The sequence below is a fragment of the Haladaptatus litoreus genome, assembly GCF_900156425.1.
GTDB lineage: Archaea > Halobacteriota > Halobacteria > Halobacteriales > Haladaptataceae > Haladaptatus > Haladaptatus litoreus.
Map to the genome: position 1 here is coordinate 76,972 of NZ_FTNO01000003.1, position 14,264 is coordinate 91,235.

13 protein-coding genes are annotated in these 14,264 nt (G+C 54.9%); 9 read left to right on the top strand and 4 right to left on the bottom strand.

Going from position 1 to position 14,264, the window contains the following annotated elements; all coding sequences use genetic code 11:
- Nucleotides 1-529: 529 nt before the first annotated feature.
- The 8 genes from BW974_RS14760 to BW974_RS14795 all read left to right on the top strand — a co-directional run bounded on the left by BW974_RS14760 (nucleotide 530) and on the right by BW974_RS14795 (nucleotide 8,207).
- Nucleotides 530-1,306, top strand: a complete 777-nt coding sequence (locus tag BW974_RS14760) for a PHP domain-containing protein (protein ID WP_076431034.1) — start codon at nucleotides 530-532, stop codon at nucleotides 1,304-1,306.
- Nucleotides 1,307-1,394: 88 nt separating this feature from the next.
- A complete protein-coding gene (locus tag BW974_RS14765; protein ID WP_076431035.1) occupies nucleotides 1,395-1,796 on the top strand; it encodes a CBS domain-containing protein in 402 nt (133 codons plus the stop codon).
- Between the two features lie 338 nt (nucleotides 1,797-2,134).
- Nucleotides 2,135-3,427: an ABC transporter substrate-binding protein gene (locus BW974_RS14770; protein ID WP_076431036.1), complete on the top strand. Its 1,293-nt coding sequence runs from the start codon at nucleotides 2,135-2,137 to the stop codon at nucleotides 3,425-3,427.
- Nucleotides 3,428-3,429: 2 nt separating this feature from the next.
- Entirely contained in the window at nucleotides 3,430-4,344 is a 915-nt protein-coding gene (locus tag BW974_RS14775) for a branched-chain amino acid ABC transporter permease (protein WP_076431037.1), read from the top strand.
- Nucleotides 4,341-5,384: a branched-chain amino acid ABC transporter permease gene (locus tag BW974_RS14780; RefSeq protein ID WP_076431038.1), complete on the top strand. Its 1,044-nt coding sequence runs from the start codon at nucleotides 4,341-4,343 to the stop codon at nucleotides 5,382-5,384. The genes BW974_RS14775 and BW974_RS14780 overlap by 4 nt, the downstream gene beginning before the upstream one ends.
- On the top strand, nucleotides 5,381-6,136 hold the full coding sequence (locus BW974_RS14785; RefSeq protein WP_076431039.1) for an ABC transporter ATP-binding protein: 756 nt from the start codon (nucleotides 5,381-5,383) through the stop codon (nucleotides 6,134-6,136). Before BW974_RS14780 ends, BW974_RS14785 begins: the two co-directional genes overlap by 4 nt.
- A 112-nt stretch (nucleotides 6,137-6,248) precedes the next feature.
- On the top strand, nucleotides 6,249-6,953 hold the full coding sequence (locus BW974_RS14790) for an ABC transporter ATP-binding protein (RefSeq protein ID WP_076431040.1): 705 nt from the start codon (nucleotides 6,249-6,251) through the stop codon (nucleotides 6,951-6,953).
- A 105-nt stretch (nucleotides 6,954-7,058) separates the two neighbouring features.
- A complete protein-coding gene (locus tag BW974_RS14795) occupies nucleotides 7,059-8,207 on the top strand; it encodes an NAD(P)/FAD-dependent oxidoreductase (protein ID WP_076431041.1) in 1,149 nt (382 codons plus the stop codon).
- A 61-nt stretch (nucleotides 8,208-8,268) separates the two neighbouring features.
- On the opposite strand, the gene BW974_RS14800 is transcribed toward BW974_RS14795, so the two are convergent.
- The 3 genes from BW974_RS14800 to BW974_RS14810 all read right to left on the bottom strand — a co-directional run bounded on the left by BW974_RS14800 (nucleotide 8,269) and on the right by BW974_RS14810 (nucleotide 11,361).
- Nucleotides 8,269-9,480, bottom strand: coding sequence for an inorganic phosphate transporter (locus BW974_RS14800; protein WP_076431042.1), 1,212 nt, complete (start codon nucleotides 9,478-9,480; stop codon nucleotides 8,269-8,271).
- 183 nt (nucleotides 9,481-9,663) lie between these two features.
- Nucleotides 9,664-10,245, bottom strand: coding sequence for a DUF2238 domain-containing protein (locus tag BW974_RS14805; protein ID WP_076431043.1), 582 nt, complete (start codon nucleotides 10,243-10,245; stop codon nucleotides 9,664-9,666).
- 123 nt (nucleotides 10,246-10,368) lie between these two features.
- Complete coding sequence (locus BW974_RS14810; protein ID WP_076431044.1) at nucleotides 10,369-11,361, bottom strand: asparaginase; 993 nt, start codon at nucleotides 11,359-11,361, stop codon at nucleotides 10,369-10,371.
- Nucleotides 11,362-11,512: 151 nt separating this feature from the next.
- On the opposite strand from BW974_RS14810, the gene BW974_RS14815 reads away from it, so the two are divergent.
- Nucleotides 11,513-12,412, top strand: coding sequence for a polysaccharide deacetylase family protein (locus tag BW974_RS14815; protein WP_076431045.1), 900 nt, complete (start codon nucleotides 11,513-11,515; stop codon nucleotides 12,410-12,412).
- Nucleotides 12,413-12,968: 556 nt separating this feature from the next.
- On the opposite strand, the gene BW974_RS14820 is transcribed toward BW974_RS14815, so the two are convergent.
- Nucleotides 12,969-14,261 carry an amidohydrolase gene (locus tag BW974_RS14820; protein ID WP_076431046.1) on the bottom strand — a complete coding sequence of 431 codons (1,293 nt, stop codon included), beginning with the start codon at nucleotides 14,259-14,261 and terminating at the stop codon, nucleotides 12,969-12,971.
- Nucleotides 14,262-14,264: the final 3 nt, after the last annotated feature.

Sequence of the window (14,264 nt, forward strand, 5' to 3'; positions counted from 1 at the left end):
ATAAGCAAACAGTAGGTACGTATAGTGTATATCCTTCAGATCGTACTAACCGAATGACTGTGAACTGGATTCGGTATATTGCTCTAATTCTCTCTCGATACGTTTCTCACGCCACCCTAGCGGTGACAATACACTCGCTGCTGCACGAACCAATAACTCCCGATAAAACCTGACATCATACTCGTCTGATTCCTCACTCGCCAACATCACCCGCTCCTGCGACTGCTTCGAATCATTCATCACCACATACGACACGCTTTGCCCAGGCGACCGCGCCAACCCCAAATCCGACGCCCACTTTAGTGCCGCTACACTCCGCGTCGTTGGTGACACGGTGTATATTGTTGCGGGAACGTCCACAGGACGTTCACCGCAGAGTGAGTCCATGATTCGTCAGAATTCAACTCGTATCCCAGCCACGATTACGATAACTACCTGCTGGTTATTCGTGAACCGTAACCTCAATTGAAAGACACGTGAGTGCAGGTGAGCGGTATTGATAAGTTGACGAGAAAAGACTAAACATTCAATGCATGACCTTCATAGCCATTCGAACTACTCGGATGGACAGTTCCTTTCTCGAATGGTTCGAGCAGCAGAACGGGCCGGATTGGACGGAATCGGCTTTACAGACCACTGTAATGTTTCTTCACTGACATCGGCAAAAGACGCTCGCGCCATGTTCGGTTTCAACCTCGATCAAACGTACGAGCGACGGCGACACGCGATCAACCACCTCCGAGCGGAATCCGAGATAGAAATATACGATGCAGTCGAGATGGATTACGATACCCGTGACGAAGCCGGTATTCGAGCGTTTCTCTCCGAGGCCGACTTCGACTACACCATCGGCAGCGTTCACTATGTAATGGAAACGAACGTCCAGGTGGCGTCGGCCTTCGAGGACAATTCTCTGGACGAACGCAAGAACATCGTCGATCGGTACTTCGACCAACTCGTCGCACTCATCGACTCGGAGTTGTTCGATATTGCGGCCCACGTTGACTTACTGGAACGAACACCGCCCCTGCGAGGACTTGCTACGGAAACGCACTATCGACGAGTAGCGAATGCATTCGCCAACTCACGGACGGTTCCGGAAATCAACGTCGGTCGAACACTCTCGGACGAGATAATCCATCCCCGAAGTACGTTTTTCGAGATTTTGCGAGAGTACAACGTTCCGTTTACCATTGGCAGCGATTCACACCGTCCAAATGATGTGACCGCACGTGCTGACGTTCTGAAAGACGTGCTCTCGGAGTACGATATCGACCCCGTGCTGCCGTGTAACCAAGAGAAATAACGATACTGAAATCAGGAGGTGACGCTTTAATCGACATCGAATCCAAAATGGTGACAACCCTTATGAACGCTCACAGTGACCAATGAATATGGATGATGTTTTCGTCGGACAGCTCATGTCTACCGACCTCCATACCGTTTCACCGGAAACGCTCGTCGAAGAGGCAGCACAGAAAATGCTCACCAACGATATCGGTTCGGTCGTCGTTGTCGGGAGCGATAATCAACTCGCTGGGATACTGACCACCACCGATTTCGTCAGTGTCGTGGCCGAACGACAACCGAAGGACGAGACGCCTGTTAAAACCTACATGACGACCGATGTGATTACCGCGACGGCACAAGATTCCGTTCGTGACGTCGCAGACGCCATGGTCGAACACGGATTCCATCACATGCCAGTCGTAGACGAGACGGAGGGAGTTATCGGGATGATCTCGACGACGGATCTCACAGCATACCTGTCACACGCCCAAACGCCGAGTCCATAAGCGATCTACGAGACATTCGAAGAGCATGATTTGGATTACCGATTATCTCGTCCGAAGATCGTAGACACTACGGTGTTTTCCGAGCTGCCAAAGGCAATCAGACACTTGGAATTGGACGCCGATTTCGAGTTAAACGTAGTAATACACGATGCGTACCAAATCATACGCGGCACGAGACGACTCTGCTTTCTCTATTCATATATTATTTATAAATGCGAAAATTACAATAAAATGATCTAGTTACTAAGTAGCTATTGTAAAATTCCCAAAAATAAAAACTATTTCCCCATCACAGAGGGGTAAAGCTATATATCACTAGTTTGTGCATCTCAAGTGTGATGGTATCAAATAGCATGGGAACTGTAAATCGGAGGACGTTTCTCAAGTTTGCCGGCGCTAGTGGACTCACCGCCACGGCCGGTTGCCTCGGATTCGGCGGGAGCGGTGGTTCGGATACAATCGTCTTCGGACAGCCTGCAGCACAGACCGGACAGTGGGACTTTCTCCAACCCGGTGTCTCTCAGGCTACTGACGTCGCTGTCGAGGGAATCAACAGCGCTGACGGGCCGTTGGATTCCCAATTAGAGGTCGTTCGGCGTGACACCGCCGTCAATCCACAGGAGGCTCGGTCCGTGGTCACCCAACTGCTCGACAACGACGATGCAGTGGCCCTACTCGGACTGTTTTCTAGCGAAATCAACCCACTGTTCAACTTTTTACAGGAACAACAGACGCCTATCGTGACGCCATGGCCCGGTTCGAATTTCCTCGATACCCGGGGCGGTGACAAAGGAACCCCGGAAAATACTGACGACGACGAGTGGATCTGGCGAACCGTTATCAGCGACACCGTTCATACGGCCGGTGCTGCAAAACGAGCGCTCGAACAGAATCACGACACGATTGGTGTTATAAATGGCACCACGGAAGGTGCACGAAGCTGGGCTGATGGCTTCATCACGTCCTACGAGAACGGTGGCGGGACGGTCGCAAACCAAGTCGAGGTCAGCCAAGGAGAGTCGAGCTACCAGTCTGCTCTCGACCGGTTGTTCGGAACTGAGTTTAGCGCATTTGCCGTGAGCATCCCGTTGGAAGATGCAATCACTCTCCTCTCCGATTGGGCTGACGGCGGTTACGGGCGTCAACCGATTCTCTCGGACCCGCTCTCGCAGAACGAACTCGCCGAGCAGGTCGGTGGCGACCTGAATGGTGCGTGGGCCGCCAGTCCCGGACAGTCTGGCCCGAACTATGATACGTTTCTTGAAGCGTACGAGGGTGGAGGTGACGCCGAACTGAACGCGTGGACTGCCCCTGCGTGGGATGCGATTCAAGTTACTGCATTAGCCGTCGAGAGAGCAGGTGAAGCGAATGCCGAAGCAATCGAACGAAATCTCGGACCAGTTACCCGCGGCGACGGCACCGAAGTTGCCACGTTCGCCGAGGGGAAAGAAGCGTTAGGAAACGACGAGGAAATCGTTTACCGCGGCGCGGCAACGTCGATGAGCTTCACCAACTTCGGGAATGTGTTTGGTTCAGTGAGTATCAACACAGCGCAGGATGGAACGTTCACCGAGCAGGAGGTCATACCTGCAGAAGACCTGCGCGAGTTCGTTAGCGAAGATCAATACTAAATATGGGACTTGCACAGAATATCATCTTCGGCCTCGTAACAGGCTCATACATCGCAATCGCCGCAATCGGGTTCACCCTCATATACGGGATTGTAAACATGATAAATTTCGCCTACGGCGAGTATCTTACTATCGGGGCATTCGTCGGTGTCGTCACTGCTGGTATGCTCCCGATGCCGCTTCCAATCGCAGTCGTCGTTGCAATGGTTGCGAGCGGTGGTGTCAGTCTCGTTCTCGCTCGGTTGTTTTTCACTCCGATCAACGAAACCGGCCCCGTGCCGATGCTGTTGACATCGATCGGATTGGGACTGGTGCTACGGAACGTTATCCGCCTCACCGCCGGACGAAGCGGTCGATACTTTGACACTGACGTGACGACGTTCAGGGTAGAGAACTTGCCAGAACTTTCAGTTGGGTCGGTGAATCTGCTCGGTGACTTTTTCATCACCACCCAACAGCTCTTGGTTATCGGAAGCGCAGTCACCGTCTTCCTCGCGTTGCACACGCTACTGACACGGACAGACGTCGGTATCGCGATGCGAGCGATGGGTGACGACGAAAACTTAGCCCGCGTCCGTGGCATCGACACGCAGATGATTCGGGACAGCGTCTGGGTGCTGGCCGGAGTTCTCGCAGGGTTAGCGGGAGTCCTCATCGGTGTCCAGACGAGTGTCAGTGCCGGAACTGGCTTCAATCACATTCTACAGATACTGTCCGCGGCAATTCTTGGCGGTGCAGGGAGTCCATACGGTGCCATCGCGGGGTCGTACGTTATCGGCCTCATGCTGGCACTGTCGGTGGCGTTTCTCCCCTCGGGGATGACCGGCATTTCGTCAGCAATTGCATTCCTCGTGCTCGTGGTTGTCCTACTGCTCAAGCCGAGTGGTATCGCGGGACAGGAGGTGCGAGAAGCATGAGTGTTGCCGACCGCCTCCCCAAGAGCGATTCGGAACGAGCACTCCTGTTTGGAGGTATCTGCATCGTATTGGGGGCAGTACTCACGCTCACTCCGCTGCGCACAACGCTTCCGAGCGGACTCTACGTCTTTTTCGAGGTTGGAATACTGTTCGTTATCTACGGGATACTGGTGTTGGGACTCAATCTCCAGTACGGCCATACAGGTCTCGTCAATTTCGGTCACGTGGTCTTTTTCGCTGTCGGCGCATATACGGTGGCGATGTTGTCGGCCCAAGATACCTTCGCCGGTATCGGATTAGGGTTCCCGTGGCCGCTGACGCTCGTTGTCGGTGTAGTCACTGCGGCACTACTCGGTGCTATCGTCGGCGCTACCTCTCTCCGTCTGCGAGACGATTTTCTCGCCATCGTAACGCTTGCGACCGCGGAAATATTTCACACGTTGTTCATCAATTTCCGCGGAATATTCGGCGGCAACGTCGGTATTCTTGGCGTTCCGCAGCCAGTAAAAGAGCTCGCTGGCGATGCTGATACCGCGTTGTTAGCAACGCTCCTTCTCATCGGTGGTTTCACCGCGGTGACGTTTACCGTAGTGACTCGGTTGACCGACGCACCGTATGGTCGGGTGTTGCGAGCTATCCGAGCAGATGAACTGGTCACACGGTCGGTCGGCAAGGCTACGTTCACCTACAAGATGCAATCGTTCGTCTACGGTGCTGCACTTGCGGGACTTGCCGGCGGTCTATTTGCACTCTACAACGGTGCAGTCGCTCCGGGGTATTTCACCATTCAAGTAACGGTGACCGTCTGGATTGGAATGCTACTCGGTGGTGCCGCTAACAACCGCGCGGTGCTCGCAGGGCTTGCAATTATCATGGGGCTTCGCCTGCTGTCACGGTTCGCGCTCGGTGTTGCGCCAGTGTCTGCTGACGCATTTGCGTCCATTCGACTCGTCGTCGTCGGCATGATACTGATAATCGTTATTCGCTACCGGCCAGCTGGCATTTGGGGCAACGCGAAAGAGTTGGGGGTGGATTCGTGACGCTACTCGACGTCGAAGGGCTTAGTAAGGAGTTTGGTGGTCTTCGCGCCCTCGATGAACTGTCGGTTTCCATCGAACGTGACGAGCTGGTCGGTGTGATGGGGCCGAACGGTGCAGGGAAGTCGACGTTCTTTAACTGCATCAGTGGCGTCGTCCCCCCCGACGCCGGTCAGGTTACCTTCGATGGCGAGGGGATTACTGGTGACTCGCCCGAAACGCTCGCCCAAGCTGGACTCGTTCGGACGTTCCAGCACACGCGGGAACTGGAAACGATGACGGTGCGCGACAATGTGCGGCTTGCCGCACCCGACCAACTTGGGGAGCGTACCATTCCTGCACTGTTGCACAGCGAGTCGATGCAGGAGCAAGAACAGACGGTTCGTCGTCGTGCGGACGAACTGATCGAAGCGTTCGAACTCGACCATCTCGCTGACGAATACAGCAGTAATCTCTCGGGTGGGCAGCGAAAGCTCCTTGAAATGGCTCGGGTGCTGATGCTCGGCCCGGAACTTCTCTTACTGGATGAACCCTTTGCGGGAGTGAATCCGACACTGACCCAAGAAATCGCCGACCGTATTCGGAAGCTCAATGACGAAGGAATGACCATCGTCATCATCGAACACGAACTCGAAACGCTAACTGAACTGGTTGATCGTCTGATAGTGCTCGAACAGGGACGTCTTCTCGTGGAAGGCGTTCCCGAGGAAGTGCTGTCCGACGAGCGTGTCATCGAAGCGTACCTTGGAGAGTAACAATGGATATACAACACACCGACGAACGCACTGAACCGCGACTGCAGTCACCTTCCATTTACTGCTGGCAGTATGCGTCCAGCATCTTTCACTCGAAGGTGGAGGTAGCCGGATGACGTTGCTCGACGTTTCACAACTCGACGCCGGCTATGGCGACCTGCAGGTACTCTCCGACATCAACCTTCACGTCGAATCTGATGAATACGTTACCATCGTCGGGCCAAACGGTGCTGGCAAGTCCACGGCGATGAAAGCCGTTTTCGGCATTGCTGACCGTCTCGGCGGCAACATTACTTTCGATGGAACGGACATTTCCGATTTGCCGCCTGAATCGGTCATCCATAAAGGATTGAGCTACGTCCCCCAAACGGCGAACATCTTTCCCTCGCTAACCGTGGCGGAGAACCTTCGACTGGGGGCCTACATTCTCGACGACATCCCTGAGGAGCGCCGTCAAGCGGTCTTCGACCGCTTTCCGATTCTCGCGGAACGTCTCGACCAGAAGGCCGGAACGATGTCCGGCGGTCAACAACAGATGCTTGCGATGGGCTGTGCACTGATGCTCGATCCGGACCTCCTCTTGCTGGACGAACCCTCGGCGGGTCTTGCACCGGACCTCGTCACAGAGATGTTCGACCGTGTGGACGCAGTCAACGAGGCTGGAACGGCCATTTTGATGGTCGAGCAGAACGCCAAGGAAGCGTTGCGGCGCTGTGACCGCGGCTACGTGCTGGCACAAGGAGAGAATCGCTACGAAGGCTCCGGGAATGAACTGCTCAACGACGAGGAGGTTCGCAGGCAGTTTCTCGGTGGCTGATCGTTCCAGATTGCTGTTTTATATCTCTTCTTTCCCTTGCCAACTGCCATCGTGACATATGTTCACAGTAAACTTATTTCGCTCCGGAATACTGTGTCTGTACATATGGACGTTATCGTTATCGGAGGAGGGATTGTCGGCCTATCGTCTGCATACTACCTTGCGAAAGCGGGAATGGACGTTACTCTCTGTGAGAAGGGTTCTATCGGCATGGAAAGCACCGCCCGCTCTGCTGGCGGTATCAGGATGCAGTTCTCGACAGACATCAATGCTCGACTGTCGGTGGCGAGCCGAGACGTCTGGGATTCTTTCACCGAGAAATTTGGAGTTGACATCGCGTATCGGAAGTCAGGTTATCTCTTCCTTGCGCGTACCGAAGAGACAGCGACGCAGTTCCGTGAAAACGTCGCGATGCAGAACTCCCTCGGTATCGAAAGCGAGTACCTCTCACCGTCAGAGGCTGCCGACTACTGTCCTGGTCTTCGTTCAAATCGTTTCGTTGGTGCGACCTACAATGCGACGGACGGCTATGCGGATCCAAATCTCGCCGTGCAGGGGTATGCGACGAAGGCACGTGAACTCGGCGTCGACATTCGGACGAAAACAGCCGTCCGTGATGTCCTCACCGACGAATCGGGGGTCACGGGAGTCGAGACGGACGCTGGGAAACTCGATGCGGATTACGTCGTCAACGCTGCCGGTGCGTGGGCGGCGAACCTCGCTTCGATGGCGGACGTTGACCTGCCGATTCACCCCCGGCGACGACAGATAGCGATTGTCGACCCGACACAGCCGATTCCGGAAGACCATCCGTTGACCATCGACCTCGATACCGGGTCGTACTTCCGCCCGGAACGAGATGGGGCCGCAATAGTCGGCGGTCATTTCGATGACGAGGACGCTGATGTAAATCCGGATGCCTACTCGGATTCGATGGCTATCGAGTGGGCAGCCACTGCCGTCGAACACGCGGCGGACTACACAGCGTACTTCGACGGCGATTCGCGCATCCGGAGGGGATGGGCGGGATTGTACGCGGTGACACCCGACCACCACCCCATCATCGAAGAAACTATCCCCGGATTTGTCACTGCTGCCGGATTCTCGGGCCATGGTTTCCAGCATGCCCCGGCGACTGGACAGTTGGTCGCCGAACTGTGTGTCGATGGCGAATCTTCGCTTGTCGATATTGATTCGCTGTCGAGTCGTCGTTTCGAACGTGGGAGCGAGTTCGTCGAACGAAATGTCGCCTAAATCGGGGTCAGAAGCACGAAGGTAATCTGGGACAGCGCTGTTGATACAGTTTCAAATCGGTCTAACTGAAGAGCGGAACGAACTCGAACAACAGGTACGCAGAGACTGTTGCAATCCCTGGAACGATGTTCTGCATGGCGATAACGCGGGCAGTCGTCCATGGTTTATACAACGCATCAATGGCAGGAAGCGGGTTTTTATCCGTTCCAGTAGTCGATGAGGCGTGAGCCTCTTTCTTTTTGGCTTCATCAATTGTCGGTGTATCTGCAGTGTCTACAGCAAGTGCACCACTCGTGATTCCCGGTGGCCCCTCTTCTATCATCGTGGAGCGTCGAGTGTACTCTTTCACACGCGTGGCACGACCCCATCCAAGCCCGACGATACTCATTGTCGAAACGATGACGATACTAGCCGGGATTCCCAGCGCTGAAAGGACGGTGATGAGTGTGGAACTCACGACTGCGACGACCAGTGCCGCAAGCAGAGGCATATCGGTAAGCTCGTTCCCCATCGTATCTATCGTTCGTCGAGCAATCGTAAACGCACCTAATGCAATGGCAGCCCCCGCAATCAGAATACCGTAGTTCATGTCGATTGCACCGCTGCCGACGAGTGGTGCGATTGCGTTCGCCATATTCGATGCGCCAGCCGAAAATGCGGTATAACAGGCGACGACGAGAACCAACAGGGTACCGACGAACTCTCGCATGGTCGTGTTTGGGCCGAGCGCTGGTCGGACAATCCAGCCCGAGCGTTCGATGTGAATCAGTGAACCTTTGGTTTGCGTGATTGCAAACCAGTCGAGGAGGGTTGGATACCAGTATCGACCGATAACAGCACTCACCCAAAAGGCAATCACTGGAGACACGAGCCACCACGAGACAATCTCCCTCATCACTGCCCAGTTCAGTGCATCAGTTGCGAGGCCGAGGCCAGCAATCGTGCCGACACCGGTCATCGAGGTCGAGGCCGGGACGCCGACGATATTCGAGAGGAAGAGCGCGAGTCCGATGAAAAAGAGCACTGCGATACTCGCTTCGAGCGTAAAAAACCGACTCGGAACGATTTTACCACCCATCGTATTGATAACATTACGGCCAACTGTCCAGCCACCGACGAGCGCACAGATGCTCATGAGAGATGCAGCCCCGAGTTTCGAGATAGTTTGACTTCCAACTGCTGGGCCGAACGCAACGCCCGTATTCGAACCGCCGACATTGAAACCCACAAAAATTGCGACAGCAAGCCCGACGGCAAAGAGTATCTCTACCATAGATGAACCAGGTGAGAGCGTTTGTTAAGTCCTTTGTCAAGGTCTAATCAGTATTTCCTAGTGTTTCTCCTAGATTGGCTTTCACCTATGATTTCCTACGTTCTTTCCGTCCGAATCAATTTTAGTAGCACAACACAGTCTACTATTGCTGGAAATTCTACCAGTTTATCGTTGCTGGAAATCTTACCGTTCTGCGTAATCGACGCGCTCGTACAGGTTTCGCAGAAGTTCGTCTCCGAAGACGAGGACGAGCACCGCACCGAGAAGGTTGAATACGAAGTCGCGAATGACATCCGACTTGCCGTAGGATACGAGTATCGGTTCGAACCCGAAGCGATTTGCGACCGCGTGGATGATGTACTCCATGAGTTCCCACAGGCTGCCGATACCGACGATGGTGGCGAGAACGCGCGGGCAGGGATTACGGCCCTCGCGGCGCGAAGCGGCGTAGACGAGTCCACTGAGAAGCGTCGAGGAATGAGTGTGTGTGAGATGATCCCACCACCACACGTCGTCGTATGGCCCGAGCATCCCGACAGAGTGAGTGAGCATCGCGGTATTCGAATACAGACGTTGCCATGGCCTGAACGTAACGTCGTACCGTCGTTCGATGATATCTGGGAGAGAGGTCGCCGCGAGCGCGATGGCCGCATTGACGACTGCCCCCGGATTCCGGCGACGAAGTCCTACGACGAACACGAACCCAATCGCGCATCGAAGTCCCCGTTCGACCGTCTTCACCACCGTCTGCGTGTTCGTAGTCACGGGTACCGAGTATCGTTATAACGGCAACGACAAATAGATTTGTGCCGTCTCTGTCGGTACCAGAACGATTTGAGACGGTTAGGTCGAATCTATCGCTCCTCGTGGCCATTGCCTGCTACTGGGCTATTCGGTTTCGTAGCTGGAGAAGTACGGCCGTACTTGAGACGCCTCATCCACGTGCTGTAGAACCAAGCGCAGTTTGAGTCGCGCCTTCTGTGCCGGGAGGTCATCACCGTGTATCGCTCCGTAGTTTGAGAGTGTTTGGCCACCGCCGCCAGTTCCGTACACCGGTGCCGTCGAACCGGCGTAACAGCGCGACGTGACGACGACGGGAATACCAGCCGAAACCGCCTGTTCGATGGCATTGCCTACTGCTGCCGTCGTGTTCCCTAAGCCGGTTCCCTCGACCACGATTCCATCGACTCCAGCGTCGAGCGCGTCTTCTATTTGGTCACCGCCGACTCCCACACCGGATTTAATCATTCGAACGTCGATGTCCGACGGTTCGCCAGTTCCATCGAGAGTGACCGAGTAGCTTCCGGGTTCTCGGTACCACCGAATCGCATCTCGGGTGGTCACCGCAACCGGCCCCTTCTCGGGTGAGTTGAAAGCATTGAGCTTTCGCGTGTGTCGCTTCGTCACGTCGCGGGCCGCGTGCAGTTCGTCGTCGAACGCGATGTAGACGCCGCCCGAGTTTCGAATTTGGTCGTCGGTAAGCACTCGAACCGCCGTAACGAGGTTTGCCGGGCCATCCGGACTGACTTCGTCCGGGCGTCGTTGTGCGCCGGTGAAGACGACCGGAGCACCGACATCGAGAGTTAAATCGAGATAGTATGCCGACTCCTCCATCGTGTCGGTGCCGTGAGTGACGACGATGCCGTCGGAACCGTCCTCGACGGCCTCTTCTATCGCCTGTCGAAGTTCCTCCAGCGTCGGAATATCCATGTCGAAGCTCGGTCGTTGCGCGATTTCGCGCACGTCGAGGTCTACGTAGTCGGCGAGTTGTGGGACGGCTTCGACGAGCGCTTCGCTGTTTTTGCTCGGTTTTGCTCCGCCCGTTTCGTCGGTGCTGGCGATGGTGCCGCCGGTTCCGAGTATCGAAATCGTCGAGGTCATAGGGTAGTCATCGACTCGTCGCCACAATAGTCTGTTTCTGCGTCGAAATCGTGTTTATATTGTAACACGAGTGGAAATTATTGCAGTACGAGTGAAATACGTGGTTTGGCATACTTCTAAGCACGTTCGACCCGTCCTTTTTTCCTCAACAATGAGTGATATTGACGTCGCAATCGGCATCGACGCGGACTGTGTGGCAGGCTGGCTCGGGTCGTATGGTGGGGAAGATTCGCCCGCAGACCTCTCCCGAGGTATTTCGGCGGGAAAGGAAGGCATTCCTCGACTCGTCCAACTCTTCGAAGACGAAAACGTCGATACGTCGTGGTACATCCCCGGCCACACGATTGAAACGTTCCGTGACGAAGTCGAGGCCGTCGCGGCAGGCGGGCACGAAATCGGCATTCACGGCTACTCCCACGAGAATCCGACCGACCTCAACCGCGAACAGGAGGACACGATCATCGAAGCGTCCATCGACCTCATCAAGGACGTAACGGGAGAGCGACCTGCTGGTCACCGTGCCAGTTGGTGGGAGTACAGTGAGAACACGCCCGAACTCGTGGAGAAACACGATTTCCTCTACGACAGCAGTCTGATGGAGACGCAGTTCGAACCGACGTGGATGCGGAAGGGTGATTCGTGGAAGAAGATAGAGTACGACCAGTCCCCCGAAACGTGGATGGAACCGTACCAGTACGGTGAGGAAACCGACGTCGTGGAAATCCCCATCAGTTGGTATCGGGACGACATCCCGCCGATGCTGTTCGTCAAACAGCCGAACTACCACGCAGGCTACAAAGACCCCGCGATGCTGTACGAACAGTACTACAAACGACAGTTCGACTTCCTCTACAATCGCCGCAAAGCGGGCGTGTACACGCTGACGATTCACCCCGACCTTCACGGTCTTCCACACATGATACCGCATCTTGAGGAGTTCATTCAGTACGTGAAAGGGCACGAGAACGTCGAGATAAAGACGCTCGAAGAAATCGCGCACAAGTTCAAGGACGACCCGTCGGCGTACGAAAGCAAAGGAGAGTATGTATAAACTGACGATGGGTGTACCATGAACGTTAGAAGGTGCTGAGACACCGACAGCCGAAACACCGCTCGAACTGTCCTCGGGGCTTTCCATACTATCACCTTCCGGAAAGATATCTCTCCCGAGTAACCTATCTTCGAAGGGTATTAAACGTATATGGTACGTCATACAAATAGTCGGATTCAGATAATAATATTCAATTTGTCATGATTCCAACTCGGTGGAGGGACACAAATATCATGGCCGCTGCAACCGACAATCGGAATCAGTGCCTCCAAGCACGCAGTAGTATTTCGGACAGTCGAGGGCGGGAAAACGTGTATTTCTGCTTCTAATCTCGTTTCATCTAAATACTGCCGGCTACGGAAAATAATGGAGTGAGTAGGACACCCTCGGCTCTTCACTCTATTTTATCATAATTTCATATAATATGAATAGTTTATAAGATGGTTCTCATATATGGCTATAAATTTAAATTATTCGAGAAATTATGCCCGCTGGATATCCGTACTGTGCTGGGACTCTTTAGCGATGAAAGCGATTGTGAAGTGGGGCGAAACTTTCACCGGGAGTCTACGGTTGCAATCGTTTTGAGCAGGACATCGACGGCGATTCGAAGGGACGTTTCGTCGATGTCGAAGCTCGGAGTGTGATGACCACTTGGGTGGTCACTGCCGATTCCGATGTATGTGGCTTTTCCACCGTGGTCTTGCACTCGCTGAATCAAGAAGGACGCATCTTCGCTCGCGCCGAATCGCTCCCGTTTCGAGACGTTCGTCACTCCTTCGACTGTCGCCGCAGAATCGGAAACGGCGGTTATCATCTCGTCGTCGGCTTCGAACGTCGTCGTCTTTCCGTACGTCTCGATGTCGTACTCCACGTCGTGCATCGCTGCCGAGTGGGCCACGATGTGCCGCGATTTCTCCATCATGTATTCGTTGATGTCGGTCGTTTTACCCCGAACTTCGATTATCAGTTCCGCATGGTCAGAGATAACGTTCTGTCCGTTCGGCGACGAAACCTTTCCGACGTTTACGCGGGATGCGCCGTCGCTGTGACGCGGTATCGCGTAGAGATTCTGTATCGCAGTCGTCGCCGCTTGGAGCGCGTTCGACCCCTCCTGTGGTGCATTGCCGGCGTGTGCAGATTGGCCGGTGAATCGAACGAGGAATTTGCAGTTACAGAGCGGTCGGTCGTATCCTGCGATGACCGTCCCCGTTTCGTTGCCGAGGCCCAAATGCAACGCCGCGAAATAATCGACATCGTCTACGTGGCCGCTTTTGCTCGTGGGAATCGCCCCACGGCCGCCTTCCTCTGCGGGCTGGAAGAACAACTTTAGCGTCCCATCGAACGCGGACTCACCGATTTTGCGTGCGATGCCGATTCCGATGGCCGTGTGCCCGTCGTGCCCGCAGGCGTGCATCTCCGTCGAGTGACGGCTGACGAACCCATCGCGCATCGGAGCGTGGGAGTCATCGCGCGCTTCTACTATTTCCAGCGCGTCCATATCGACGCGAATGCCAACCACCGGCCCAGTGCCGTCGCCGTAGGTTCGTTCGGCGACGAGTCCGGTACTGTTGCCCATCTTCTCTAGTACTTCTTCGGGAGCACCTTCGTTGCAAGCACGGGCGCGCGCCGCGGCAATTTCATCGTCGTCCGGAACGCCGAGCCGTTCCTCCACTGCTAGCGCTTCGTCGCCGAGGTGGAGTGTGAAACCCAGCCGACCGAGTTCGGTTGCGACGAGTGCCGTGGTTCGGAACTCCTTCCATCCGGCTTCCGGGTGCGCATGTATGTTTCGACGAATCTCTACGAGCGATGCCGTTCCGTCCCATACTGAATCCTCGTTTTCTATCATCGT